Genomic DNA, 23,802 nt, shown 5'->3' on the forward strand with positions numbered 1-23,802 from the left:
TACAGGCTATAATTTCGGCGCGCGTCTCGTGACGAGCGCGTGTAGGGCCATTCCGGCAATCGTCGGCTGGTACCCGTCTTGTACATAACGGCTAGCGGGGTTCACTTTGATTCTTAAAGGGGCCTTCCATGCCGGTTACGCCATTAGTCCGCAATCGAAAATCCGCTTACCTTGCTCAATTGGGCCGCTGCTACTATTGCGGCTTGCCGATGTGGCAGGATGATCTTGTCGCTTTTTCCCGAGCCCACAAGATAAAGCCTTCGCAGGCGCAAAGACTTCAGTGCACCGCAGAGCACCTTGACGCACGGCAGGACGGTGGCGTCGATACGGCACAAAATATCGTTGCCGCTTGCTGGTCCTGCAATCAACGAAGACACAAAAGGCCTAAGCCTCCAGCACCTGGCGCTTATCTGAGTCTGGTGCAGCAACGCGTCCGCGCTGGCCGTTGGCACTGTGCCGCCTTGCTGACGGCCTTCGGAATGCTACGGTCTGGCCGAGACAGCCCGGGTCAGGCTGCGACGTGACGTAGGCTGTTCCCGATCCTGTGTGCAGGCCTGACTGCAAAAACCCGCCACATGGGCGGGTCGATGGTGAGGGCTGAAACCCTACAATCTCGGTTTGCGATTTAGGAGATTTTGGCGGTGTTCTCTATCTCCGCACCACTGTCCAGATCATAGCCAGAATCTTACCCAAAAGCGGGGGTGGATGTTGCACGGCAAAAAGACAGCGAGCCCCTCTGATGTACGCTCCTTTGCTCGCATTTCCGCCGATCCGCGCTAAATCCCGCTCTCAAGATCAACCGTTCACGACTGCGTCTTGACCTGCTATCCTAGCTGCTGGCTAGATCGAAGCCTGCTGCCCACCTTGGCGCACCCGGACGGGACGATCGCTACCGATTTGTGTTTGAGATTCCTAACCAGCGGGTCTCGGCAGTGGGCACCGGTTTTCCGCGCATGGAATAGGAGTTGCACAATGCGTACACAGATCGTCATTTCCTCGGCTGACGTCGAGAAGCTCAAGCAGAGGGCTCGCAAGCTCAAGAAGGACAGCGGGACACCCCACCACGAAGCCTTGGATCAGGTCGCGCAGGCGGCGGGCTTCAACCACTGGCACCACGTTTCGGAGTCAGCCAAGACTTTCAAGCCGACGGAGCAGGCTTACTACTTCGGCGTCATCATTGCGATGGACCTGAAGGACTCGGAAACCTTTCACGACACCTCGGGTTCATTCGTCGAAGATGAGTTCGCGTTCTCTCTTTGTGCCGACGATCTATACGAAAGCCTCTGCGAGTCGGTCGACGACGATGGCGTGCTGATACGCGACAGGTACTCCGAAGCAGAACTGAACGAGATGGCGCAGGATGACCTCATGAACTACGTCTTCTATCGCTTCACAGGGACGAATATCCCGAAGCGAGTCCAAGGCGTCGTTGATATGGTTCGGCCATACTCCTTCTGGCCACCGACTTTAATATGGCTACGCGGTGTCCTTGAGGACGGTCCCAGTGATCACGCCCTCGATGAGGACGGCGAGATCGCCGGCATTCGGTTCTGATCATCGTCTTGCCGAGAGAGGTGGCTTGGCGCTAAGTTGCTGGGCCACCACCTGCAGCGCCTTCTGCCACCGCCGCCATGCCGTTGTCCGGTCGCAGCCCATCTGGCGACAGATGTCCTTCCATTCGCGTTGCCTGGCGCGCATCCAGACGAGATGGCGTTGCTCGACTTCCAGCCACTGCACCCAGCGCATCGTCTCCAGCATCCGGTCAATGGCATCAGGGCTGGGCGGCAACGGACGGTAGTCACGCTCCTCCTCGGGATACGCTTCCCATGTGTCTCGGGCAAAGGTTGGCCAGACGTTGAAGTAGCCCTGCACCCGAACGCGCGGCAGTCGCCGGCCCGTCTCGGCCGCCTCGGCGAATCGTGCCGCGACGTCTTCGAGGGTCCAGTCAGCCATGACGCCGACCTCCTGTGCCGTAGAGCCGTTCGCCCAGTCGCCGGACCAACTCCCGTTCGACGAAGTCCAGCCGCTCGTCGGTGTCGGACACCACCAGGATGCGCTGCTCGCGCCAGCCGGTTTCCTTCACCGCTTCGAGATTCGTGACGTCTGGCTGCAACCGCCCCAGCGGGCAGCGATAGCGTTGCGGAGGGATCTTCATGACGCCACCTCCTGACTCACTGCCCACGCGAGCAGGGCCAGCGCGTCGGCTTCGTTGTCGTCCTGCGGATCGAGTCCCCGTGCCCTGGCGGCGGCGATCATCGCGTCCTTGCCGGAATTGCCCTTGCCGGTGGCGTGTTTCTTGATCGTCCCCACCGGCACGCCCTGGTACGGGATCTGGTGGTGCTCGCCCCACGCGGTCAGGTGCGCCAGGAAGCCGCCATAGGCGTGCGCCGCATCGACACCGGCGTGACGACGCACCTCCTCGAAGTAGACCGCATCGATGCCGTCGACCGAGTGCTTGATTTCCGTGAGCCAGCGCTTGAAGCGCAGGTAGCGCATGCCGCCACCCTCGAAGCGTCGGGGCGTAAAGTGTGCAGTGCCGCTGGCAATCGTGCCGTCCAGGTGGTGCAGTGCCCACCCGGTATGTGTGCCCAGATCCAGGGCCAGAATGGTCGTACGCATCGTCCAGTGCTCCATGTCATTTGAGTGCGTGACGGATCGGACGGGCTTACCCATTACCGTGTACACGTGTACGTAAGGGCGGTTAATGTTTAAGCCTGTCAAAACCGTCACTCCCCGATTTTTCTAGTCATCGCGATAGGCGTAGGCGGGGCTACCAGGGTGGGGGCGAAGTGACAGTCCAGTGAGCGCACGAGCGCCACCAGTCAGACGACACTTCTCGAATTTGCGCGCCGCCATCGACTCGGAGAATCGCTTGACCGAGCCCACGTACTCGCCGGCACGTTCCGCCCATTCACGCCAGTCGGCGAAGAGTTCAGAGACCCCTTCGCGACAGGACTTTGCCAGCAGGCAGCGCTCGTCGATCCATTGCCCCAGCGCATCCTCGGCTTCGAAATACTCGTCGGTCGCGGACAACACGCAGGCCGGCTGCTTGAGCCCTCCTCGCTGCCAGGCGAGACACCCCTCTACGGCCCAGGCCAGAATGCCGTCGCGCTCCTGGAGGAGCTTCTCGGTGAGCTTGCCGTCGCGCTTCTCCGGCGGCACGGTGACGGTGAACGGGATGAGGTGCAGCCGGCGTTTCATCGCTTCATCGACGTTACGGATCGAGGGCTTGTGGTTGCCGGCGATAACCAGCTTGAACTGCGGTACGTACTCGAAGAAATCCTGGCGCATGAAGCGCGCCGAGACCTTGTCGCCGCCGGTGATCGCTTTCACCTTCGACTCGTTCCAGCGCCGCCCTTGCTCGGTTTCGATTGAGGAGACGAAACGGGCGCCGCGCAGCCCCGCGAGGTCGGTCGGATGCCGGTCAGTGCGCGCTTCCATGAACGTATCCATTGGCGCGTTGGCGGCGTAGTCCCCGAGGATGGTGGTGATCACGTTCACGAACACCGACTTGCCATTGGCCCCGGTGCCGTAGAGAAAGAACAGGGCATGCGCGGAGGTGACACCCGTCACGCAGTAGCCGACGACCCGCTGCAAGTAAGTGATCAGTTCCGCATCACCGCGGGTAATGTCGGACAGGAACGCCAGCCACCGCGGACACGCGCCGTTCGGCGTGGCCGTGGTGATCTTGGTCATCCGGTCGGCCCGGTCGTGCGGCCGCAGTCGGCCGGTGCGTAGATCGACCACCCCGCCGGGCGTGTTGGCCAGCCACGGATCGCCGTCCCATTCGGCCGACGTCGCGGCATGTCTTCGTTCGCTGCGTGCGAGGCGTTCGACGCCACTCACCGTGCTGCTCGAGGCGAGTTTGGCGGCCAGTCGGTGCGCGTTCGCGTTTAATGAGGCCTCGCGGCAAACCTGCCGCATCAGATGAGTGACCAGCAAGGTTTCGTCCGGCTGCCAGCGGCTGCCGGTCCACACCAGCCACTTGCCCCACTGCGCGCAGTAGCGCCAGTCCAGCGCATAGCGCCGAGTGAAGGACAGGGCCAAGGCGTCGTCGGTCGCCCAGACCGCATTCTCGTCGGGTTCCTCGGCTTCCTCCTGGAACGGTGGTTGAATGGTGATGCGCGGACCGCTGGCCAAAAACGTGGGCAGATCGAATCCTTCCGCCAGCGCGTCGGCCGCATCCCACCCCGCAGCCTTGTCATCCGGTGGCATCAAGACTTCGCAAGACCCTGCACCGGCCATCAGCACGGCGTCCGCCGCGGCCATCGCGTAGTCCCACCCAGCCTTGTCGAGATCGGGCCAGATCAGGACGCATTTGCTGTTCAGTGGAGTCCAGTCGGTCTTGTCGACTGGCGCATTCGCGCCGTGCATCGCAGTGGTCGCCACGACGCCGGCGTCGATCAGGGCCTGCGCGCATTTCTCGCCTTCGACGAGTACCACGGTCTCGGCGCCAACCATCCCCGGCTGGTTGTAGAGCGGACGCGGGTCGGGCGGCGCCATCTTGCGCCGTTGGGCGTCCCAAGGTCTGAACTCCTTGCGCCCTCCGGGTGGGTCGTAGCGATAGACGCAGGCGATCAGGCTGCCGTCGGCCGCGAAATAGTCCCACTTGGCGGTCGCCGGGCCGAGATCATCGACCAGCATCTCCTTCCTGCGCTGCCGTTTCGGCGGCACCACGACCGGACACCCGGCCAGCGCTCGCGCTTCCTCGATCACCCGGGGAAAGTCATTCCGGGAATCCAGGCCGCGCTGACGGGCGATCAGATCGAAGATGTCGCCCCCTTCGCCCGTTGCCCGGTCCGTCCACAGCCCGGCCTTGTCGCCGTCCAGCACCACTTCCAGGCTGCGACCCGGGTTGCCGAGCACGTCGCCAATCGTGAATCGTCCGCCCCGGATTTCGCCAGTTGGAAACAGGTGCCGAAGCACACTTTGCAGACGGGCGAGCAGTGCCCCGCGCAGTTCGTCCCGGGCGCCTTCGGCGGCCTGGAACGCTGGGAACTCGGAATCGTTGTAGTCAAGCATGCGGTTCTTCCTTCGAATTCAGGGGGAGATAGCCGGTCTTCAGGGCGATCTCACGGACGAAGTCCGGGTTGAGGCCGAGCACGTCGCACCAGGCATTCAGACGGCCGTCACGAAAGAAGCGTCGTGCGTCGCGCCGGGTACCCGAAGACGAACTGCGCAGGTCCACAAAGGCCTGCTTGATGACCCCGGCACAAAGCCGGGACTCTGGGTACACGTGATCGACGTGGCGAAGCAGCAGTCGCTCGACCGTCCCCGTCCCAACCAGCGGTCGGGAACAGGGTGGTGTCAGCACGGCCACCGGCGCGGGAGCGTTCATGCCGCCCTCCAGCAGCGAGTGGCCCACGAGCAGTACTTGCATTCGTAGTAGCTCGAATCGGTCGCGATGCGCGCCAGCAGTTCGCCGGCCTCCGTCGCCTGGATCACCCGCACCGCGCGGTCCGACATGCGCTGCGCCAGGCCGCCGTCGAACGGCACGAGCTCGAACCACAGTTCCTGCGTGTCCTTGTTGATCGCGGTGAACAGCGCCGGGTTGTCGGAAATGCCGGCGATTGCCGGTTCCATGTACGCCTGGTAGATCGCCACCTGGGCCGCATACACGGGCTTGCTGACCGCCACTCCGGATTTCACACAGGCCTTCCAGTTCCGGTCGTTCATCGTCTTGCACTCCCACAGCGCTGGGAACGTCAGGCCGAGATCGGCGGGCGCGTCAGCGATCACGCCGTCGACGTGCCCCCGGATGCGGCCGTTGGCCACTGAGAAACCGAACTGCCCGCCATCCTTGCGGCGGGTATGGAGGTCGATCCCGGCCAGCCGCAGCCAGCGAATGGCGAGTTCTTCGAGCGCATGCCCGACGTCGAAGATGCGCAGCGTGCGGCCGGCGAACTCGGCCCCGGGATCGACGGGCGCATCGGCATACTCGAACTGCAGGGCACGCTCGCAGGCGACGCCGAGACGGGAGGCGCCAAGATACCGACGCTTTTCGCGTGTGGTACTTTCCGCCTGCAGCGCGGCATCCACGAGCGCGGTGACCTTTTCGTGAAACCTGGGTTGGTGGTTCAGATCGATCATCAGAAGGGAATCCTTGTAGGGGTGCCGGACACCGGCAAGGGTTGGGCCGCAAGGCGCTGTTCGAGAAAGGCGCGATCGGTCGCCGCCAGGCGTTCGTGCTCGATGAGCATGTGCGCCTGATAGGCGTCGATCACGACCTCGACCAGGCGCAGGACTTCCGCCTTGCCGTAGTCGGCCAGAGGCCGCTCCATCCCGATCGAAGCGACGTAATCCCCGAGGGGTGCCAGGCCCGAGCGCATGGCGGCAATTTCCAGATCGGAGGGATCAAGCACGGCGCCCTCCTGAAGTCCGGTCAGCCGTCCCATGACTTTGGAGAACGCCTCCATGCAGCGCATCGAACAGAACACCCAGCGCTCCAGGAAGCGCCGCGGATCGGTGCGCTGTAGCGCGGGGTTGAAGATGCCGAAGCCGCGCGCTTCGCGAGAGCAGACGGCGCATGTCATGCGGCCTCCAGGTGATGCTGATTGGCGGCATGAACGACCCGCTGGATAGCGTGCTTGTTGAACCGGAACGTCAGCAGTGCCGACGCCTGGTAGCGGGTCAGGCCGAAATCGGCACGCAGCGCTGGCGGCAGGTAGCGCAACTGGTTCTCGGTCGGCACCTCGCTCAGCCAACGCCGGGATTTGTGGGCGGCGTCATCCGTTTCCAGATCGTTGAGCCAGTCGTTGGCCTGCGCCAGGCACACCGTGCGTTCGCCGACACCCAGGAGCCGAACCGGCACTGTCCCTTGGCCGCCGACCGCGTACCAGCGGCCTTCGAGGAAGAACACTCCGGCCCAGGCCTTGAAACCCGCGCCGAGCAGGGCACAGTCGTCCCCGAAGAGGTCGCACCAAGAGAAGTTCGAGCGCTTCAGGAGATCGATCTCGCTCATCACGAAGTCTTCGAGAGCGGCTTTCTCGTCGCCTGTTTCTTCCCGTTCGAAGAGGTGCCCGCACAGCGGACACTCGCGCGACGCTTGCGGGATCTCGGCGTCGCATGCGGGACAGGTCTTGGTCGGGGCCTCGCCACCGGTCTCGAATCCATCGAGATCGACTTCCTGCTCCAGGCTGCCGTGCTTGAGCGAGGCCGTCCCGAAATCGAGGACGATGCAGTCGGTCTTGACCACGCCGGGATGCTCGGCGGGATCGACAACCCTCAGCCCGCGTCCGACCATCTGGATCAGCGTCAATTTGTAGGAACTCGGGCGCAACAGGACGATGCAGGCGGTTGGTGTGTAGTCGTAGCCTTCGGTCAACACCGCGACATTGACGAGGACCGTGGTAGTCCCGGTCTCGAAGGCGACGAGCGTCGCCTTGCGATCTGCCTCGGACATCTCGCCATGCACGACGGCCGCTGCCACGCCGCCGGCGAGGAAGGCGTCGCGAACGGCTTCGGCATGGGCAACGGTGGCGCCGAAAGCGATAGTCTTGCGACCGGCGGCCTTGTCCTTCCAGTGCCGCACGACGGCTTCATTGACCGGGGCGTTGTTCATGATCGAGGCCACAGCGTTCATGTCGTAGTCCTCTGCGAGTTTCTTCACCCCGTCGAGTGCCTCGCGGGTGCCTACGTCGATGACGAAGGTGCGGGGTGACACCAAGTGGCCGGAACGGATGAGTTCTCCGAGGCGGATCTGGTCCGCGACGTTCGAGAACACCTCGCGCAGGCCTTTGCCATCGCCGCGATTGGGCGTCGCCGTGACGCCGTAGATCAGCGCCTTGGGATTTCTGGCGAGCGTCTTGTCGATGACCTGCCGATAGGTCGGCGCGGCGCAATGGTGGGCCTCGTCGATGACCAGCAGGTCCAGGGTCGGCATCTGATCCAGGTTGCGCACCAGCGTCTGGACCATCGCGAAGGTGGCCTGGCCGGCCCAGGATTTTTGGTGGGAATCGAACACCGATGTCGCGATGCCAGGATTTACCCGCGAGAACTTGCTCCGGTTCTGTGCGGTGAGTTCGTCGCGGTGGGCCAGCACGCAGGCCTTGGCGTCGGGATGAGTGAGGAATTCACCGGCGGTGCCGGAGAGGCATATCGTCTTGCCGCTGCCTGTAGGAGCGACCCCGAGGGTGTTGCCGTGTGTTCGCAGGGCTTCGATAGAACGGGTGACGAATTCGCGCTGGCGCGGTCGGAGCATCATGGCCGTGCCTCCTCACTGTGCCCAGGCGGGACGCGTGGGCACGCGGGACGCCGCTGGCGGGGTGGAGGCTGCGGGTGCCATCGGTGCTGCCGGCGCACCGCTGCCAAAGCCGCCCGACGCCGCGGGTGCGCGTGGGGCAGCACCCATCCGCGCGGCATAGTCCCTGTGATCCGCCGTGACGGCCGACTTGATGACGCTCTTGTCCTGCCCGTGCTGATCCTTCTCCCAATCGACCTTGCCCAGAAACTCGATGCCGTCGAGTTCGGCGAATCCAGCGATGCGGCGGGCGCTCTGCGCCGCGGGACTGTTGTCGGCGGGATGGATGCCGCGTGCCGAGTTGAGGATCGCCTTCATGAAGCTGCGGCCCATGTTTGCCCACTCTGGACCTTTGGGGCTGGAGAGTCCGATCAGCGACCACAGCTTGCGGCGGGCGAACTCACCTTCCAGGACGACGAACTCGCAGTTGAGATAGACCGATCCGGTCTGTGCGTTGCGCGTCGCGTAGCCGCCGGTCCACCCCTGCGCGGGGTCGTCGAAGCCGCCCGGACGAACGGTCATCCGCACGCGTACGAGGGTGCCCTTGGGAATCGGGTCGAAGCTGGCTTGTTCGGAAGCCGAGTTGAAATCGAAGTAGCTCATGATCAGGACTCCTGAGTGGGAAGAGAGGGGGTGGCGACGGGGCGAGCGAAGTCGAGGCGTTCGGCTGCGGGTCTGCCTGGGCCGGCGATCTTGGCCATGAGGCGGCCAAGGTGCGGTTCTTCGACGGCATCGAGTCGTCCGGAGCGGTCCTTGGCCGGGTAACCCCAGGCGTTCAGCGTGTGGCAGACAAAAGCGCGGTAGCTCGTGCCGTCGTCGGCTTTCAGCTCGGCGAGGGTGACGACTTCGTCGACGATCCCGGGCAACTCGAGGCCGGTCTTCGATCCGTCGATCTGCAGCGAGAACACACGGCGATTGAAGTCATCGAGCTTCTCGTCGAGGATGCCGACGAACCAGACGTTCTTGCCGCGCGTGTGCTGGAGGTGGGTGAGCCAGGCGATCATTTCCTGACCCATCAAGCCGTAGGCGCCGCGGCTGTCGGGCTTGCCGGTCTTCTCGGAGAAGGCCTGCGGCTGTCCTTTGCACCATTGCAGGCACAGCCGCCCGGCGACGGTGATCGAGTCGACGAAGACGGTGTCGTACCGGTCGAGGACCGACGGTTCGCCGAAGCGCGCGCAGACTGCATCGAAGTGGGCCTGACTATAGGGTTGGTCCTCACGCAGCGCTGGATTCGGTCCGCCGATGAACACCGCGAAATCGCGGCATTCCTGCCAGGTGCGTGGGCGGATGGTGTCTCCGGCCCAGCCCTCGACCGCCAGGTCGCCGGCCTCGAGGTCGAAGAACAGCGTCGCCGTCGGATTGAGGGTCCACAGTTGCGACGTCTTGCCGATGCCGCTCTTGCCGACGAGGACGCCCTTGACGCCGCGTTTTTCTGCGAGGCGCTGATCGGCGCTGATGATGGGGAGGCTCATTCGATTGCTCCTTTGAGCAGGGCAAGCCGGAATCCCGGCTTGCCGGTTCTGAGGGTGCGTGCCGGGGCGAAGGCGCTCTTGAGCGACTCCGGCCACGCGTTGAATTTGGTTTCGGAGACGCGGTAGGTGACCTCGACGTATTGGGACGGGTCGTCACCACTGGCGGCGATACGGCGGGTGATGTCGGCCAGTTGCTTCTGGTCCCACTCGACTTTCTTCGGTAGGTCTGCGGTGATGCGCACCTGGTCGTCGTCGAAGTGCACGACGCCGCTGTCCTTGCTGGCGGCGAGGCGCAGCTGCCGGGCGCGGTGGACGTACTTCAACTCCACGGCCCGGTCGACGTGCTCGACGATGGTCTTGGCGGCAGCGAACAGATCGGCGGCGTCGCTCTTGATCCGGAAGATCGACTCGCTGGTCTGCTCGGCGAGTTCGCTGGCGGGGGTCGCCAGGAGCTGATGGAGGGCATTGGCGCTCATGAGCGCCTCCCTTCGTCGACTGCGCGTTCGGACGTCGAGCGGTACAGGATGCGTTGTTCCCAATCGAGGATGCCGCCCTGGCCCTCGATGGGATACGAGACTTTCTTGGAAAACTTCGCAAACAAAGGGCCGGTACCCATTCCGCGCCATCGCTGGAGCGTCTTGGGGGAAAGACCCCACCGGTTGGCGAGTTCGTTCTCGCTCAGGAAGCGCCGCTCGGCGGGTGCCAAGGGCGTCGGGATGCTGGGATGTGTCACCGTTTTGTCCTTTCAGAAGTGGATCGGCGACACGTATGGTCTAACCCGAGGCTGGGAAAACCGGCGGGAAAATCGGCGGGAATTTTGCAGTTTGCGGTTTTGGGGGTGTGGTGCCCGGCGAGGTCGACCTCGCGCAGGAGGCGCCGCTTGGCAGCGGCCAAGGGCATGGGGCTGGTTCGAGTGGTCACCGTAGTTCCTTTCAGAAGTGGATCGGCGACAGAAATACTAGAGCCCACTTTCGGGAGAATCGGCGTTAAAAGCGGCGTGAATTGACGCATTTCGGGCTTGGACGCCCAAAACGACGATGCCCCGCACGAGGCGGGGCATTTGAGGGTCCAGAGCCGGTAACCGACTACCGGCGTTTTAGCCAGTAGAAGCCGTAGTCGTCGTAGGCCACGAGGCGGTCGAATCCCTCGATCTGGCGAGGGTTGTGCCGGAAGAGCGCTCTGGGGTTGCGCTGGGGCGATCCGATGTCAGCCATGATCGTCGAACCGAGGCGCTTCGTTCCCGGCTCACCGTCAAGGGCCTCGAACACCAGCGCCTGATTCACGCTGAAGGAGTACTCTTCTCCGCCGACGATCGCCGCGCGATACCCGTCGTAGAAGACCGAGCTGTCGGCGTGGCTGCGCAAGTGGGCGGGCTTCAGGCACCACGCCCAGCGTTCTTCGTCAAGTTCCAGCTTGCCGCTGCGCAGGTGCACGATCTCGGCCAAATGGACAAAGGGCAGCGAGACGTCGCTCACCATCGCCGCCGACTTCGGTGTCGTGCTGATGATCACCGCGTTGTCGCGCTCGACCTTGTCCAGCAGCGCCTCTCTGAAGGCCTTGTGGACGGAATGTTCGGATAGGCGGCGGGCCAGGAGCACGCGGTGAGCCTGCTTCCCCGTTTTGTGATCACCCACCTTCCAGAGCGTGCCAGGCACCAGTTCGACCGAGTCTTGCCGGGCGGCGATCCCGAAGGCCATGCGCAGTCGACCGAGCAACCACGACGGGTCGAACGCCCATGCCTTCAGCGAAGCATTGGTGATCGGGACGTATCCGCAGTCCGGGCATAGTCCCTGCAGCACACCGGCGATTCTTCGAGGTGCTACGTCCTGATCGCCGCACGCGGGGCACAGAATGACAGGCACGTCGTCGGCCACGACGAGTGCTCCGGTTTCGCGGAGGACCTCGAAGGCATCACGGTCGGCGGTGTCGAGCGTGTCCTCCACGACCCGCCCGCTCGATGTTTCCAGCAGGCTGACCAGGAGCGACAGGGCTCGCGGTGCCACTGGTCTCACTGTTTGGCTTCCTCGATGGCGTCTGGCGAAGCGACTTTGGTCGCCGTGACCAACCCCCACTCCACCAGCAGCGGCTCAATCAGGTTGCGCTCCGCTTGCGTGAACTTGTGGAGATTGGCCTGGCCTCTGCGGTTGAAACGCAGCCGGAGGGTCTTTTTCGTGGTGCCGCCGTGACCTTCATCCGGGTAGAACGGCAACTCGATGTGCGCGCCGGAAATCAGCCATTTCCGGTTCAGCGGATTGTCAGAGGGGTACGCGACCTTCAACAGTTGCTCGGCCGAAGCGCGATTGCCACGCCCCATGACCTCGAAAGTGCTGCGCAGACCGGACTCCATGTCTTGAACCGCGATGCTCTTGAGGCGCGGCTGGTGAATGCCGATGGCTTCCCGATCAAAAATGTCCACACCATTCAGCAGCGATTCCAGGCGATATGTCTCGCGGACGATCCGCTTTGCGGTTCCCTTCTTCTTCAGGCCGTGCTCGGTGAAGGCGTCCACCAGTACCTTCTGCGCCTCTTCCCCGCCTGGGGCAACCGTTTCACTTCGGCCTGTCGCTAGGTGATAGTTGAGCACGACGGTGCGAGAGAGGATCAGCGGACCGCGCTTCAGGTTGCCGTTCACCCAGACGGCGCGATTGCACGCATGGTCGGAGAGGTCGATGACGAAGAGCAGGGATCCTTCGCGGTGTCGGGGCACGACGTACGGCTGGTAATTGCGACCGTAGCCAAATCGCCGCACATAGAACGAGGCCACCTGTGCAGCGACGGTGTACTGGTCGCCTTCGGTCAGGATCAGACCGGGATGAGGCGGCAGCGCCCAACGCTGCGAGGAGTCTCGCGCAGTCCCCTCGGCGAACCATCGTGCGAAGACGGCCTCGTTGAATTTTGCGGCGCTATTGACATAGAGCCAAAGCGCCCGCTCCTCGGGCGATTCCAGGCTCTCGAAGGCGGCCACGATGGTGGCGTCGGTGCTGCACACCGTCACCATTTGTTGTGCTCCCGCCGCATCGGCGAGTTGGGCGATCTGCTCAATGGCAGCAATCACGTCGTCACGGATGGCCGTGTCGGTATGGGCCTCGATGGCATCCGCAAGCGTTGCTGCCACGGTGGATTCGTCGGCGGACCAATCCACGAAATCCTTGGGGTCGACGAGCTGCTCGGCCAAAAATTCACGCATCAGGTCGGTATTGACCGGGAGGTTGCGAAGAAAACTGCGAAAGTTGGTGCTCATAGGTAATGCTCCTGTTTCTTGTTGTTGTGCCAGGTAGCGTCGCCAACGGCCTTCCGTTCTTCACAGTTGTCGCGGCGGGTTCCAAGCGGACGGATGAACGAGTCCATCTAAGCCGCAATCGTATGAGTGCAGTACAACTAAAGAGAACTCAGTGACAATTCTACATCCGCGTAATCGCGTGTCAACTATTACGTACTCTGAAGTTCTCTATCGTGCTATTGTGCCGCCGTTGACCACCACCGGAGTACGAGAGATGCGGCAGTGAGCGGCACGTTCGGCCATCGGCTACGCCGGTTCCGGCAGGAACGTAAGATGACCATGGAGCAACTGGCTGAGGCGGTCGGCGTTTCGAAGAGCTACATCTGGGCCCTGGAAAATAACCCGGAGCAGCGCGTCCAGCGCACCTCGGCGACGGTGATGAACAGCCTCGCGAAAGCCCTGGGGGTCAATCTCCTCGATCTGATGGGCGAAGCGCCGCCAGAGGCTCTCGGTGACGACGCCAACCCGGAAGACATCATGTTCTTTCGGAGCTACATGGACCTGGCGGGAGAGGACAAGGAAACCTACCGACAGATGCTGGAGCTTTTCCGAAAGCAGAAGGACAAGTGAGCCAGAGCACGAAAAAGCGGGACACGGCAGGAGCCAAAGCGGCGATCAAGGTCGCCCGCTGGATCGAGCCTTGGGGTGAGGCGCGCTTTCCCGTTGACGTCGAGATGCTGGCGAAGGGCTGCCACACGATGTACGGGCGAGACGACCCGATCACCCAGGTGCACGGCGCTCCGTGGAAAGGCATCGACGGTTTCCTGCGGCGCAATCCGGACAATGCCAAGGAATGGTGGATCACGTATTCCACGAATGTCTTGCCGGAGCGCCAGCGGTTTACCAAGGCGCATGAACTCGGGCATTACATTCTCCACAGCCAACAGAAGAATGAGTTTCGCTGTGGCCCCGACGTGATCATAGAGAAGGATACCGGCGAGCCGAACATCGAGGCGCAGGCCAACCAGTTCGCCATCTACCTCTTGATGCCGGCGAATCACGTTCGTTCCCGGATCGAGAAAGCGACGAGCACCCTCGATCTCATCGGCGAACTTGCCGAGAAGACCTACGGCGTATCGTTGGAAGCCATGTGTATCCGCTTCGTCGAGATCACCGGCGAACGTGCGGTACTAATCTATTGGGATAGCGGGATGATGCGACGCTGGTCGCGCAGCGAACCGGCCAAGCTACAGCGACTGTGGCTTGATGCACCGAGAGGTTGTCCCGTCGAACAGTTCGTGGGCACCCTGGCGGCAGATCCGCTGGTGCGCCAGTGCCCGGAGGGGCAACTCGTGCCGGCGAAGCGATGGTTCAAAAATGCGCCTGACGGCGAGATGCTGCGGGAATTGAAGCACACGTCGGACACCTTCGAGCGCGTGCTGACGTTGCTGATCGTTCCCATGTTCGAGCCGCGATGGGCGCGCGATGGCGAGGACCGTACGTTCGACACCTACGACCGGTTCATCGAGGGCGGGCAGTAGGTGCTGCAGACCCTCCGATACGGGTTCGTTACCGGACGTCGGCAAGTGAGCCATAACGAACGGCCACAAAGGGTTTGGGAAGGCTTGGCCGATTCAGGATGACACCTGCCGAGTTCGCCAGTAAGTGCGTCAACGAGCCCTCGGCAGACTGCTCCCTAGAGCCGGAAACTTCCAGTTAAGACGACCGGTACGAGAACGGGTGCAGCCTCGCGAGAATCGGTCCTAAGCAGGGAGAGTTACCGAGGTGTTAGACGCGAATTGGGTCGGGGCTTGCGGCAAAGGCTGCCTTATCGGCCAGTGGTCAATCATCATCCCGGACAGATCCCGGGAGCGGACAACCAGCCGTGATTTGTCAAAGTGCCCGTTGCCAGCGCATTGGGCAGCCACGGCCTTCACGGCGCATAGGGACGATGCCATGTAGAGATTGGCGACCGTCATCTTGGTTTCGACCGTTTGGTTGTTGCAGGCGCTATTGATGCTCCCTTCCAGCAACACGAGATTTCCCAGCCGGTGCTTGTGTTGGAGGTACTCCTCGTCGCTGGCAAACTTATAGCTGTCGACGCTGAAGCTATTGCCCGGGTCTTGCGGGAGGATGTGTTCGACAGTCAGCCCGTTCTGATTTAGTGTGGCCAACTCCTGCAACTGGAGGTCGGGCTCGCCCACAGCCTCACGTGCCATCGCTTCCTCCCGCAGCAGCATTCTGGGGAGCGCAGGATTGCGGTACATGTCTTCGTCCACCAACCGGGAAACCATCAAGGCGTCAGGCATGAATCTGTCGCAGAAATTTTGGAGTTCGTCGATGACCCAGTCGATGGAGTGTTGGTGCAGGTCGCGGGTGATTCGGAAGATGTCAGCCTGGGGGTTGGTGCCGCGCAACTTGAACACGCGCAGGTCGGTCAGTTCGAGAATTTCCATCCCACTGCGCTGGTCGCTAGCTGCCCGTTTGTTCAGCCAACCTTTCAGGTGTAGCCGTATGACCAAAGGGTACAACGTGGCGGATAGGTCTTGCATCACCCACAAAAAGTAGGCCGGGCGGTCGCTTCGCGTCGCCAAAACCAGCGCTTCCAGGCCAGCAAAGAAACGCGTGAGGTCAGTGGTATAGCCCTTGATGAATTCACCCAACCTGCTGTTGTCCCCGCGCAAGTCTTTCAACGCGGGTTTCAGAAAGGTTTCCAGCACCGTTTGAGACGTAGCTGAGTAGTCGCCGCCCGCCGCGACTCCGGCAATGCCATCGAATGCCAAGTAATGGTAACGAAGGACGTCGTCCTCGCGAAAGGCGTCGCGGTCGATTTGCCGAATCTTGTAGCCCGACTCAGCGCCCAGACGCTTGATACGGCTGAAACTGCGGAATGCTTGCCCAAACTGTTGAGAGATGTACTCGTCGAGGTCACCGTTCAGGTAACGGTTCGAGTAGTACACCAACAGGCTCTTCACGATATCCATCTTGGCCAGCGGCACACCTCTGTCATTGACCGACTGGAACATGCGAATTGCCTTTCCCTCGTTGGGTTCGATGAACTCGAGGACCTCCATGTTGCTGATGTACAGGAGCCACTGCTTGATCAGTTCCTGACTGCCCTTGGTCTTGAGCGCAAGAACCCGCTGGCGAATCCAGCGATAGGCGTTCTGCAGGCGGTCCTGACCGTCCGATTCCGGCGACGGTTGCCGCTCTTCCAACAACTGCCGGAAAAACGCTTCGTTTTCCCCAAGGACACGGAACTTGGCCCCGGTAACCGGGTGCTCAATGAAGATGTTGCGATAGTGTTGCTTGATATTGCGGTCGTCGACCGCATCAATCAGCGCATCGAGGAGCATGGTCAGCGTCGTCAGTCGCTGCTGGCCATCCACGACATACACCGGAGCTCCCTTGTCCTGCTGGGAGAGAATGAATGTGCCCAGATAATGTCCCCCGCCAATCTCAATTGCTTCTTCTACATCGTCGAACAGATCGTTGACGTTGCGCTCACCCCACGCGTAGTTGCGCTGATAACTGGGAATGACTAGCGTCTTGCCGGCGAAGAAGTTCTCTATCTTTATGGTGCTCATGCCTATGCCTTTTTGTTATTCATAACGTGTTTATCAACGGGCTGCCACCTAGTTGCTATGGCCGGAAGCGGTCCTTCGCCATTCCTCGCGAGTACGCTGCCGATTCTACTCCACAGACTCTAATTCTCATCTTGCATCCGCCACGCTCACAACGGGACCGGTCAGCGTTTCAGCGCCAAAAACCCGAGTTTCTTGATGTGAATCTCCGCTCTCTTACTCACGCCTACTCCAAAACACCACGCGCCGAAAACTCTGTGGTCATATCATCGTAAACGGTCTGTACAACCCAAATGGATACCAAAGATGACCGTGAAACTCACTCTACCTCAATCGCTGTCGGCCTGCGAGCGCGCGCGAGAGGCCGCTTCGATCCTCGCCACGGCGATTGCCCGATTGCATGCCTCCCGCCCGAGAGAGAACGAGTTTCCGCTTGGCTTTTCGGCGCCCAAGCGCGTTCATACAACTCCCTCACCACCGGGAGTACCACGATGACATCGCCTTCCGTCGCTGCGCAACTCGCGGCACTACCCCAAATGTCCCTGACCCACCTGTGGGCCTTGTGGGATCAACACTTCGCGCGCCGACCGCAGCGCGTCAATCGGCGCTATCTCGAAGCCCGGCTCGCCTACCGACTGCAAGAGATCGCCCACGGCGGCCTGCCGAAAGCGATCAAGGAGAAGCTCGCCGACTGCGGCGAGCAACATTCCAAGATCAAGGTTGGGCGCGGCGCCGAGGTGCGCCTGATGCCCGGCACGACGCTGATCCGCGAATGGGATCGCCACGAGTACCGCGTGATCGTGACATCGGACGGCTTGTACGAACTCGACGGCAAGCGCTACAAGAGCCTGTCGGCCGCCGCCAAGGCGATTACTGGCACGCATTGGTCGGGCCCGGCCTTCTTCGGATTGAAGGTGCGCGCATGAACACCGCCGTCCCCAAACGCTGTGCCGTCTATTGCCGGGTCTCGACCGACGAACGGCTACACCAGTCCTTCAACTCCATTGATGCTCAGAAGGAAGCCGGTCTGGCCTCGGTCGCCAGCCAGCGCGCGGAAGGATGGATCCCCGTTTCTGACGACTACATCGATCCCGGCTTCTCCGGCGGCAACCTCGAGCGCCCCGGATTGAAGCGCCTGGTGGCCGATATCGAGGCCGGCAGGATCGACATCGTTGTGGTCTACAAGATCGACCGCCTGACCCGGAGCCTGATCGACTTCTCCAAACTGATCGAAGTGTTCGAGCGCAACAAGGTGTCGTTCGTCGCCGTCACCCAGCAGTTCAATACGACCACTTCGATGGGACGGCTGATGCTGAACGTGTTGCTGTCCTTTGCACAGTTCGAGCGCGAGGTCACCGGCGAACGGATCCGCGACAAGATCGCCGCCAGCAAGGCGAAGGGGATGTGGATGGGCGGACCCTTGCCCTTGGGGTACGACGTGCGCAACCGGCTGCTGGTGGTCAATGAAGTCGAGGCCAGTCTGGTCCGGCGCATCTTCACCGATTTCACGCGTTGTCGCTCGACGACCGATATGGTTCGGGATCTCACCGCCGACGGCCAGACCACCAAGTCGGGGAGGCCGATCTCCAAGCAGATGCTCTACAAGATGATGCACAACCGCATCTATCTCGGAGAGATCCTTCACAAGGAGAAGTATTTCCCCGGCCAGCACCAGGCCATCATCGATCGATGCCTTTGGGATGCCGTCCATGCCATCCTAGCGGAGAACAACCGACAGCGCGCATCCGAGACGTTGCAACGCCGTCAGCCCGAGGCCTTGCTGCTCGGCCTCTTCTATACGCAGGATGGCGAGCGTTTCCAGCCCGCCTTCACGCGCAAGGCCAACGGCAAGCTGTATCGCTACTACACGCCGATCCGTAAGGTGCGCTTCGGCGCCAAGGCCACGGGCGCCGGCCGGTTGCCCGCGGAACCCATCGAGCAGTTGGTGTTGGCGCAGGTACATGCCGCGCTCAAGGCGCCGGAGATCGTGCAGTCAGTGTGCGACACGGTCGCGGCAACAACGCCGCAAGTGACCGAGCCGGAAGTGGTGCTGGCCCTGCGACACCTTGAAGACGTATGGAAGCAGCTCTTTCCGGCCGAGCGCCAGCGCATCGTCAACTTGCTAATCGAGCGGGTGACCCTGCGCGACGAGGGGATCGAAATTACCTGGCGGGATGTCGGATGGGTCACCCTGGTGGGTGAGATGCTGCCTGGCACGATTGGCGCGGAGTTGGCCGAGTTCGAGCAGATGCAGGAGTGCTTGGCATGACGCGGATCATTCAGACGGGCGCAGCCGTCCAGCAGCAGGGTGCGAAGCTCACGACGCTGATTCCGGTCCGCATCAGGCGAAGTGGCGGGCGCAAGGTGGTAATACCGGCGGCGACTTCTACCGATCCGGCAGCGGAGCACCACACGCCGATCCTCACGGCGCTGTCGCGTGCATTCCACTGGCAGCGGTTGCTCGACGAGGGCATCGTGAAAAGCGGGTCGGACATTGCACGCCGGGAAAGCCTAAATCCGACCACGGTGTGGGAACTGCTTCGGCTGACGCTCTTATCGCCGGCCAACGTGCAGGCCATCCTCGCCGGTCGGCAGCCGAAGACGCTGACGCTTCGCTGGCTGAAGAACCACGAGCTGCCGGCGGAGTGGGATGAGCAGAAGAAACTGTTCGGCGGATTCGACACGTAGGGTCCTATCAACGTTAGCACGGCGCAAGTCGAACTCGGGAGTGCCGATATACTACGCCAACACCATCAATAACTTGAATTTGACAGAGGCGGCTTCCGGAACCACCATTATCTTTTAGTTCCTAATCCTCCTCAATCGGCCCGGGGAAACCGTTGTCCTCGGCGCACTTAGGACGATTCGGGTGGTCCGCCTAGTGTAGTGATGGATCCTTGACGAGATTTTCAGCAGGCGTCCAAGCAGAGGATAGATAATGTTCAGCTACAGGCGAAAGATCCGTGCCTCCACTACCATTACGGTATGGGGTGGCTGCACCCCTTCAGGCGCTGGCCACGGAGTTGGCAGTGGGATCCTGTGCATGCAGGTGGAAGAGATCGGTGAGCCTTTGTTGCTATCTATCCACGAACGCTGGCTCGTCCTTTTCTCGCGAATACGCGAAGTGGGCCTAGACGCCGGTGAAGTTTATTCGATCGACCTGTCTTCGGTCCGGCGGGTGACTGCCCGTTCCAGTAGGGGCGGTGACACGTTCCTTAACTGCGCGCTACTGCCCAACTGATAGGACTGCTCATGAAGCCAGCGAAGATCCGTACGCTTGCGGTTAGACCCTTTAGGTCGGCCGATCTGGCATTTGCCGTGTCGGGGCTGCTGGGCAGGCAATCCGACGGTGCCACTTTGGGTGCGTTGGTGCGCTCAGGCAGGGCTCTACTGACTTCCGTACAGCAGGAGCTCGGCGCGCGTTCAGTAGGCCCCAAGGCACCAGGCCGGGTGACCGCCAACGCCGCTTCGATCGACAAGGCGCTCGTCCCAGATGCCCTCTTCGTCTTGCGCAATGAGCGCTTGGGTGCCGAATTGGATCAGGCTATCGCGAGCCACCATGCCCAGTACCTGCACAAGTTCGCCGACTCCTCTGCGGTCGGGCCGATTCTTCGCAAGGAGAACGCTGCGCGCGTTCTGGACTTCCAGAACTTAGAAGATCTATTTACCACGAGGCACCAGGAACTAGCGCAGTCGTACAGCCAGAGTCACAGTTCGGTGGTTAGCTCGACCACTTCGACAAGCAGTCATCAGAATGACACGCCGGCGGTTGTGAGGACGTTCTCCGCACTGAACCAATTGCAGACTGCGCCATACGGGATCACTATCAAAGATGGCGGAATACCGAACCCGCCTATGAAGCACCAGGTTGACGAGGTGTTGGTTAGTCCACGGACTTTTGTTGATGGGAAAGGATTCCAAGCTGTAGCGCAGGAGTTGAATGTCTCGTTTGTAGAGGGAGCACATCCGAAAGTTTCCGGCGTTCTAACACAGGTAAGTGAGACAACCCAGCGGCCGGTTCTTACTTTGACCGAATTACCAGAGCACGCCCACCCATCTATCGACGAAAGCATTGGGTCCGTGTCCGCGCTCGGTGAGATCGATGCCTCTCAGCAGGATCGGCTTGTGCGCGGCATGCGCCTTGCGCACTATGAGGATGTGATCGACAACGAGGATCAAGTGCTTTTAATGGATGTTCGCAAACACCAACTTGCGTACGTCGAAACCTACATGCTTCCGCCGTTCACAGGCCGCATAACCGCAATCTACAAGGACCTCGGTGAGTACGTGCAAGCCGGAGAGCCGGTACTGCGACTGGAAGACGACAGAAAGCTCCTGTTAGTCGGGCTCGTGCAATTTAAGGGGCTGGTGAGCATCGGCGACCCTGTAGCGTTACAGGTGAGGAATTTGTTCGAAGGTGGCGATGACCTTAAATTGATGGGCAGGATCGTTTCGGTCCGCGGACACGAGGCCGATGACGACGAATGGGACATCCTCATCGAGGTTGCAAACGCGGACGGACAGCAGGTGACACGCAAGGATACGTCGCTGAGCATGATCCACCTGCCACTGAACCTGCAGTTTGACCGCTTTGAAACCGAGCTGACCATCGGCAAGGCATGATGCCTGACGTCCCGGGAAGCGTTCAAGCCCTTGCGCGTGCGCCCGACTCGTTGTCCTTCCAGTGGGGCGTAGCGGCAGGTGCAGCAGACTACGAAGCTGAACTCAACGGATCTGAGGGAACCAGGAGACAGGCCGTTGCGAGCACTGGCGCCACGTTCACAAACCTTGTGCCGAACCGAACCTACGCCATGCGCGTGCGTGCCAGAAGCCAAGATAACGTCTCCGGGTTCACACAGGAGTTGAGAACATGCACGGAACTTCCGGAGCCCCCGAAGCCTCGGATCTCTCCTGTCCCGGGTTTCGGCATGCTTGTCGTTGTGACGTGGGACTGGTCTGACCTCGTGCTCGACGAAACTGACCCAGTGGCCGTTCAGATCCTGCGGGACACCGGTGGAGGGGCGAGTGTGGTTCACCGCAGCGGTCAAAGGACCGGAACCTATACCGACTCAGCGGGTCAGGCAGGTGCAAGTTATGCTATTGAGTTGATTTCGGCGAAGGCGGACGCGCCGGGCGGCATGAACCAATGTCGAAGCGGCGGTCGCGCATCGGTTGTCACGCCGCTTTCGGAAGTGGGTAGTCCCCACGAGACGGTGCTGAGGCTGGCGCGGCTGTGGAGCGGCTTCTGATGGTGACCTTGAAATCCAAGACAGAGCCGGCTGAGAAGGCTGCCCCGGACAGGGGTGATGTGGCAAGCAAGAGCACGACGGAGAAGAACGGGGGCTCGAAACCTGACAAGAACACGAAACCGGAGCGAGCCGGTCCCGGCGATAGCGACAAGACGTCCACAGACAAGGCCAAGGCTGAGAAGCAACGGGCCGAGCACGAACTTAGGCAGAAGGAAGCCCAACTGCGGAGCCGCGACGCTGGTCTGAAGAATACCGCGCGGACTCAGCATTTCCGCGAGGCGCAGCGGCCTCAGGAACAGTCAAAGGGGGCGCATTCGAAGTTCGGCAAGGAATCGAAGGAAGCTGCGCGTCAGAAGGCTGGCGGCAAAGAGTCGAGGCCGACGCCAGAAAAGTCAGCAGCGACTCCGGGAGCGTCCCACGGCCCAAAGGGGCAGCAGAAGCTGACCAAGACGCAACAGGAACTAGCGAACCTTGCCAAGGCGCCAAGATCCGACTCGAAGGCTGTGCTGGCGAAGGTCGGGGGCAAGCAACTTCAAGTTCTCACAGGGACCGAGAACGGCAAGACAAGTACCATTGTGACGCATGAAGGCATCAACGGGGAGAAAACCGTTGTCGCGGCGAAGACAGACCGGAACGGCACGACGACCATCCATGGAATGACGCGGCGAGGGGACGGCACGCTAGTTGAATGGGACGCGAAAGAGCAGAACGGCGTCCCGGTTCGTGAGACTAGTATCCGCATACACGGAGCCAGCAGGGACCCCTCGGCACAGCATCGCAGCGTCGAAAGCAACCGGCTCTACCCCTCTCCTTCCCCAGACGACAGCCCAGGCCGGAACTCTGACGGTTCGCGCAGCCCAACCCGGCGCGACGAGAAAGCACCGACGACCAAACCGGAGACGCCTGACCGTCCACGGCAGATGCATCCAATTGCGGACAACAAGACGCCGTGGCCGCGTGCAGAACACAGGCGTGACACGCGACCGGAGGTCCGTCCCGCCGAACCCACTGACAAGAAAGAGAGGCACTTCGGGAATGTTCCAAACGATCATGTGGAAGGACCACAAGACTATGCCGTAGAGGCTGAATTCGTGCGGAACCAAGACCAGGATTCGGGTACCCTTACCGTGAGGCGGGGCCTTGAGTCATTGACGGTCTCGGTACACTCCGGCCGCACGACCGGGCCGTCCACGGAGTCGGTGTGGAACGCAGCGCCGCCTGGGAAGTACGACATCCTTCAGGGGAATGATCAATTTAGGCTTGAGATGCAGGATTCGCACTATGGCAATGATGAGGCTGACGTCAGTTCGGCTTGGCTGGGCGTAAAGGACCTGAGCAACATCCGGTTTCATGGGCCTGGCATGCGAGGACAGAGCGCTGGTTGCCTGACTGTCGGGTCGTTCAACGGCGATACCTCGCCCCAAGCACGGGCGTCCTGGAAAGCGGTCGAAGCGTTGATTCGCAAGGGGGGGGCCACCGGCACACGAACCGTTGAAAGGTACAGGGGTCACACGACCATGAGCGGCTTGTGGGGCAAGGAACAGCTCAACTTCTTCGGAACGCTGACGATCCGGGTAAGGCGGCGATCAGGAAGGTAGTTGCTTTGGATCGGCGTTCTATCTCACGTGGGTTAGTGCCGACGTCGTGACACCTGCTCCTGATCTTAAGCGGTCTTCTGGAGACACGAAGCTTGTGGAATGCAAGTGGCCGATGGCCGCTATTGAGGCCCCCAATTCCCCATCGAGGACCATGGGTGGCGTGGCACTGGAGCGATCGACCTTCCCCAAATCCTGGGGTGGGTGAGACGCGCACTCTCCACTACGAGCCGGGGCCACCTACCGTTGGCGTCCTCTCGAATCCGCCGAAGCCCTCCCATTCCCCCTAAACGGTACAAACCGCTGACCGAGTTCGCATTTCGTTTGGCAGGCATTGTTGATTCACAACTGCCAACCTAAAAATGCAATGAAATCAATGATGGCGACCTTTGGCCAGCCAAAGGTCAAACGGAGAAAAGAGAGGAATCGGGGCCGCGCAGGGC

General features: G+C 61.5%; 25 protein-coding genes and 1 pseudogene. 11 read left to right on the plus strand and 15 right to left on the minus strand.

Going from position 1 to position 23,802, the window contains the following annotated elements:
• Positions 1–209: 209 nt before the first annotated feature.
• A complete protein-coding gene (locus QZ648_RS24510; protein ID WP_291998604.1) occupies positions 210–524 on the plus strand; it encodes an HNH endonuclease in 315 nt (104 codons plus the stop codon).
• Between the two features lie 448 nt (positions 525–972).
• A complete protein-coding gene (locus QZ648_RS24515) occupies positions 973–1,554 on the plus strand; it encodes a hypothetical protein (protein WP_291998562.1) in 582 nt (193 codons plus the stop codon).
• Here the strand turns inward: QZ648_RS24515 and QZ648_RS24520 are convergent, their stop codons facing one another.
• The 14 genes from QZ648_RS24520 to QZ648_RS24585 all read right to left on the minus strand — a co-directional run bounded on the left by QZ648_RS24520 (position 1,555) and on the right by QZ648_RS24585 (position 12,886).
• Positions 1,555–1,953, minus strand: a complete 399-nt coding sequence (locus QZ648_RS24520) for a DUF6362 family protein (RefSeq protein ID WP_291998563.1) — start codon at positions 1,951–1,953, stop codon at positions 1,555–1,557. It lies immediately after the preceding gene.
• Positions 1,946–2,155 carry a hypothetical protein gene (locus QZ648_RS24525; RefSeq protein WP_291998564.1) on the minus strand — a complete coding sequence of 70 codons (210 nt, stop codon included), beginning with the start codon at positions 2,153–2,155 and terminating at the stop codon, positions 1,946–1,948. The genes QZ648_RS24520 and QZ648_RS24525 overlap by 8 nt, the downstream gene beginning before the upstream one ends.
• Complete coding sequence (locus QZ648_RS24530; RefSeq protein WP_291998565.1) at positions 2,152–2,619, minus strand: hypothetical protein; 468 nt, start codon at positions 2,617–2,619, stop codon at positions 2,152–2,154. The genes QZ648_RS24525 and QZ648_RS24530 overlap by 4 nt, the downstream gene beginning before the upstream one ends.
• Before the next feature lie 123 nt (positions 2,620–2,742).
• Positions 2,743–5,022, minus strand: a complete 2,280-nt coding sequence (locus QZ648_RS24535; RefSeq protein WP_291998566.1) for a phage/plasmid primase, P4 family — start codon at positions 5,020–5,022, stop codon at positions 2,743–2,745.
• Positions 5,015–5,338, minus strand: coding sequence for a hypothetical protein (locus QZ648_RS24540; RefSeq protein WP_291998567.1), 324 nt, complete (start codon positions 5,336–5,338; stop codon positions 5,015–5,017). The genes QZ648_RS24535 and QZ648_RS24540 overlap by 8 nt, the downstream gene beginning before the upstream one ends.
• Positions 5,335–6,090 carry a hypothetical protein gene (locus QZ648_RS24545; RefSeq protein WP_291998568.1) on the minus strand — a complete coding sequence of 252 codons (756 nt, stop codon included), beginning with the start codon at positions 6,088–6,090 and terminating at the stop codon, positions 5,335–5,337. The genes QZ648_RS24540 and QZ648_RS24545 overlap by 4 nt, the downstream gene beginning before the upstream one ends.
• The gene (locus tag QZ648_RS24550) at positions 6,090–6,533 is read right to left on the minus strand and encodes a DUF6511 domain-containing protein (RefSeq protein ID WP_291998569.1); all 444 of its coding nucleotides are present in this window, start codon (positions 6,531–6,533) and stop codon (positions 6,090–6,092) included. The genes QZ648_RS24545 and QZ648_RS24550 overlap by 1 nt, the downstream gene beginning before the upstream one ends.
• Positions 6,530–8,203, minus strand: a complete 1,674-nt coding sequence (locus tag QZ648_RS24555; RefSeq protein ID WP_291998570.1) for a DEAD/DEAH box helicase — start codon at positions 8,201–8,203, stop codon at positions 6,530–6,532. Before QZ648_RS24555 ends, QZ648_RS24550 begins: the two co-directional genes overlap by 4 nt.
• Before the next feature lie 12 nt (positions 8,204–8,215).
• A complete protein-coding gene (locus QZ648_RS24560; RefSeq protein ID WP_291998571.1) occupies positions 8,216–8,842 on the minus strand; it encodes a hypothetical protein in 627 nt (208 codons plus the stop codon).
• A gap of 2 nt (positions 8,843–8,844) precedes the next feature.
• A complete protein-coding gene (locus tag QZ648_RS24565; protein WP_291998572.1) occupies positions 8,845–9,711 on the minus strand; it encodes an ATP-binding protein in 867 nt (288 codons plus the stop codon).
• The gene (locus tag QZ648_RS24570) at positions 9,708–10,187 is read right to left on the minus strand and encodes a hypothetical protein (protein ID WP_291998573.1); all 480 of its coding nucleotides are present in this window, start codon (positions 10,185–10,187) and stop codon (positions 9,708–9,710) included. Before QZ648_RS24570 ends, QZ648_RS24565 begins: the two co-directional genes overlap by 4 nt.
• Complete coding sequence (locus QZ648_RS24575) at positions 10,184–10,444, minus strand: hypothetical protein (RefSeq protein WP_291998574.1); 261 nt, start codon at positions 10,442–10,444, stop codon at positions 10,184–10,186. Before QZ648_RS24575 ends, QZ648_RS24570 begins: the two co-directional genes overlap by 4 nt.
• Before the next feature lie 352 nt (positions 10,445–10,796).
• Positions 10,797–11,714 carry a hypothetical protein gene (locus QZ648_RS24580; RefSeq protein WP_291998575.1) on the minus strand — a complete coding sequence of 306 codons (918 nt, stop codon included), beginning with the start codon at positions 11,712–11,714 and terminating at the stop codon, positions 10,797–10,799.
• A 5-nt stretch (positions 11,715–11,719) separates the two neighbouring features.
• A complete protein-coding gene (locus QZ648_RS24585) occupies positions 11,720–12,886 on the minus strand; it encodes a hypothetical protein (protein ID WP_291998576.1) in 1,167 nt (388 codons plus the stop codon).
• A gap of 327 nt (positions 12,887–13,213) precedes the next feature.
• Between QZ648_RS24585 and QZ648_RS24590 the strand changes: the two genes are divergently transcribed.
• Positions 13,214–13,561 carry a helix-turn-helix transcriptional regulator gene (locus QZ648_RS24590; RefSeq protein WP_291998577.1) on the plus strand — a complete coding sequence of 116 codons (348 nt, stop codon included), beginning with the start codon at positions 13,214–13,216 and terminating at the stop codon, positions 13,559–13,561.
• A complete protein-coding gene (locus tag QZ648_RS24595; RefSeq protein WP_291998578.1) occupies positions 13,558–14,472 on the plus strand; it encodes an ImmA/IrrE family metallo-endopeptidase in 915 nt (304 codons plus the stop codon). Before QZ648_RS24590 ends, QZ648_RS24595 begins: the two co-directional genes overlap by 4 nt.
• A 222-nt stretch (positions 14,473–14,694) precedes the next feature.
• On the opposite strand, the gene QZ648_RS24600 is transcribed toward QZ648_RS24595, so the two are convergent.
• A complete protein-coding gene (locus QZ648_RS24600; RefSeq protein WP_291998579.1) occupies positions 14,695–16,518 on the minus strand; it encodes a DUF262 domain-containing protein in 1,824 nt (607 codons plus the stop codon).
• A gap of 488 nt (positions 16,519–17,006) precedes the next feature.
• On the opposite strand from QZ648_RS24600, the gene QZ648_RS24605 reads away from it, so the two are divergent.
• The 7 genes and pseudogenes from QZ648_RS24605 (at position 17,007) to QZ648_RS24630 (ending at position 23,362) form a co-directional block, all read left to right on the plus strand.
• Positions 17,007–17,441: a DUF2924 domain-containing protein gene (locus tag QZ648_RS24605; RefSeq protein ID WP_291998580.1), complete on the plus strand. Its 435-nt coding sequence runs from the start codon at positions 17,007–17,009 to the stop codon at positions 17,439–17,441.
• Positions 17,438–18,784, plus strand: a complete 1,347-nt coding sequence (locus QZ648_RS24610; RefSeq protein WP_291998581.1) for a recombinase family protein — start codon at positions 17,438–17,440, stop codon at positions 18,782–18,784. The genes QZ648_RS24605 and QZ648_RS24610 overlap by 4 nt, the downstream gene beginning before the upstream one ends.
• Positions 18,781–19,203: a hypothetical protein gene (locus tag QZ648_RS24615; protein WP_291998582.1), complete on the plus strand. Its 423-nt coding sequence runs from the start codon at positions 18,781–18,783 to the stop codon at positions 19,201–19,203. Before QZ648_RS24610 ends, QZ648_RS24615 begins: the two co-directional genes overlap by 4 nt.
• Positions 19,204–19,767: 564 nt before the next feature.
• Positions 19,768–21,138: an HlyD family secretion protein gene (locus QZ648_RS24620; RefSeq protein WP_291998583.1), complete on the plus strand. Its 1,371-nt coding sequence runs from the start codon at positions 19,768–19,770 to the stop codon at positions 21,136–21,138.
• Positions 21,138–21,344, plus strand: a pseudogene (locus tag QZ648_RS25230) (hypothetical protein); the annotation flags it as partial. The gene QZ648_RS24620 and the pseudogene QZ648_RS25230, both read left to right, overlap by 1 nt.
• A gap of 99 nt (positions 21,345–21,443) precedes the next feature.
• Complete coding sequence (locus QZ648_RS24625) at positions 21,444–21,764, plus strand: hypothetical protein (RefSeq protein WP_291998584.1); 321 nt, start codon at positions 21,444–21,446, stop codon at positions 21,762–21,764.
• On the plus strand, positions 21,764–23,362 hold the full coding sequence (locus QZ648_RS24630; RefSeq protein WP_291998585.1) for a hypothetical protein: 1,599 nt from the start codon (positions 21,764–21,766) through the stop codon (positions 23,360–23,362). Before QZ648_RS24625 ends, QZ648_RS24630 begins: the two co-directional genes overlap by 1 nt.
• Positions 23,363–23,802 lie beyond the last annotated feature (440 nt).

Origin of the sequence: Candidatus Accumulibacter sp. ACC012, assembly GCF_907163155.1 — a bacterium.
In the GTDB taxonomy this organism is placed as follows: Bacteria; Pseudomonadota; Gammaproteobacteria; order Burkholderiales; family Rhodocyclaceae; genus Accumulibacter; species Accumulibacter delftensis.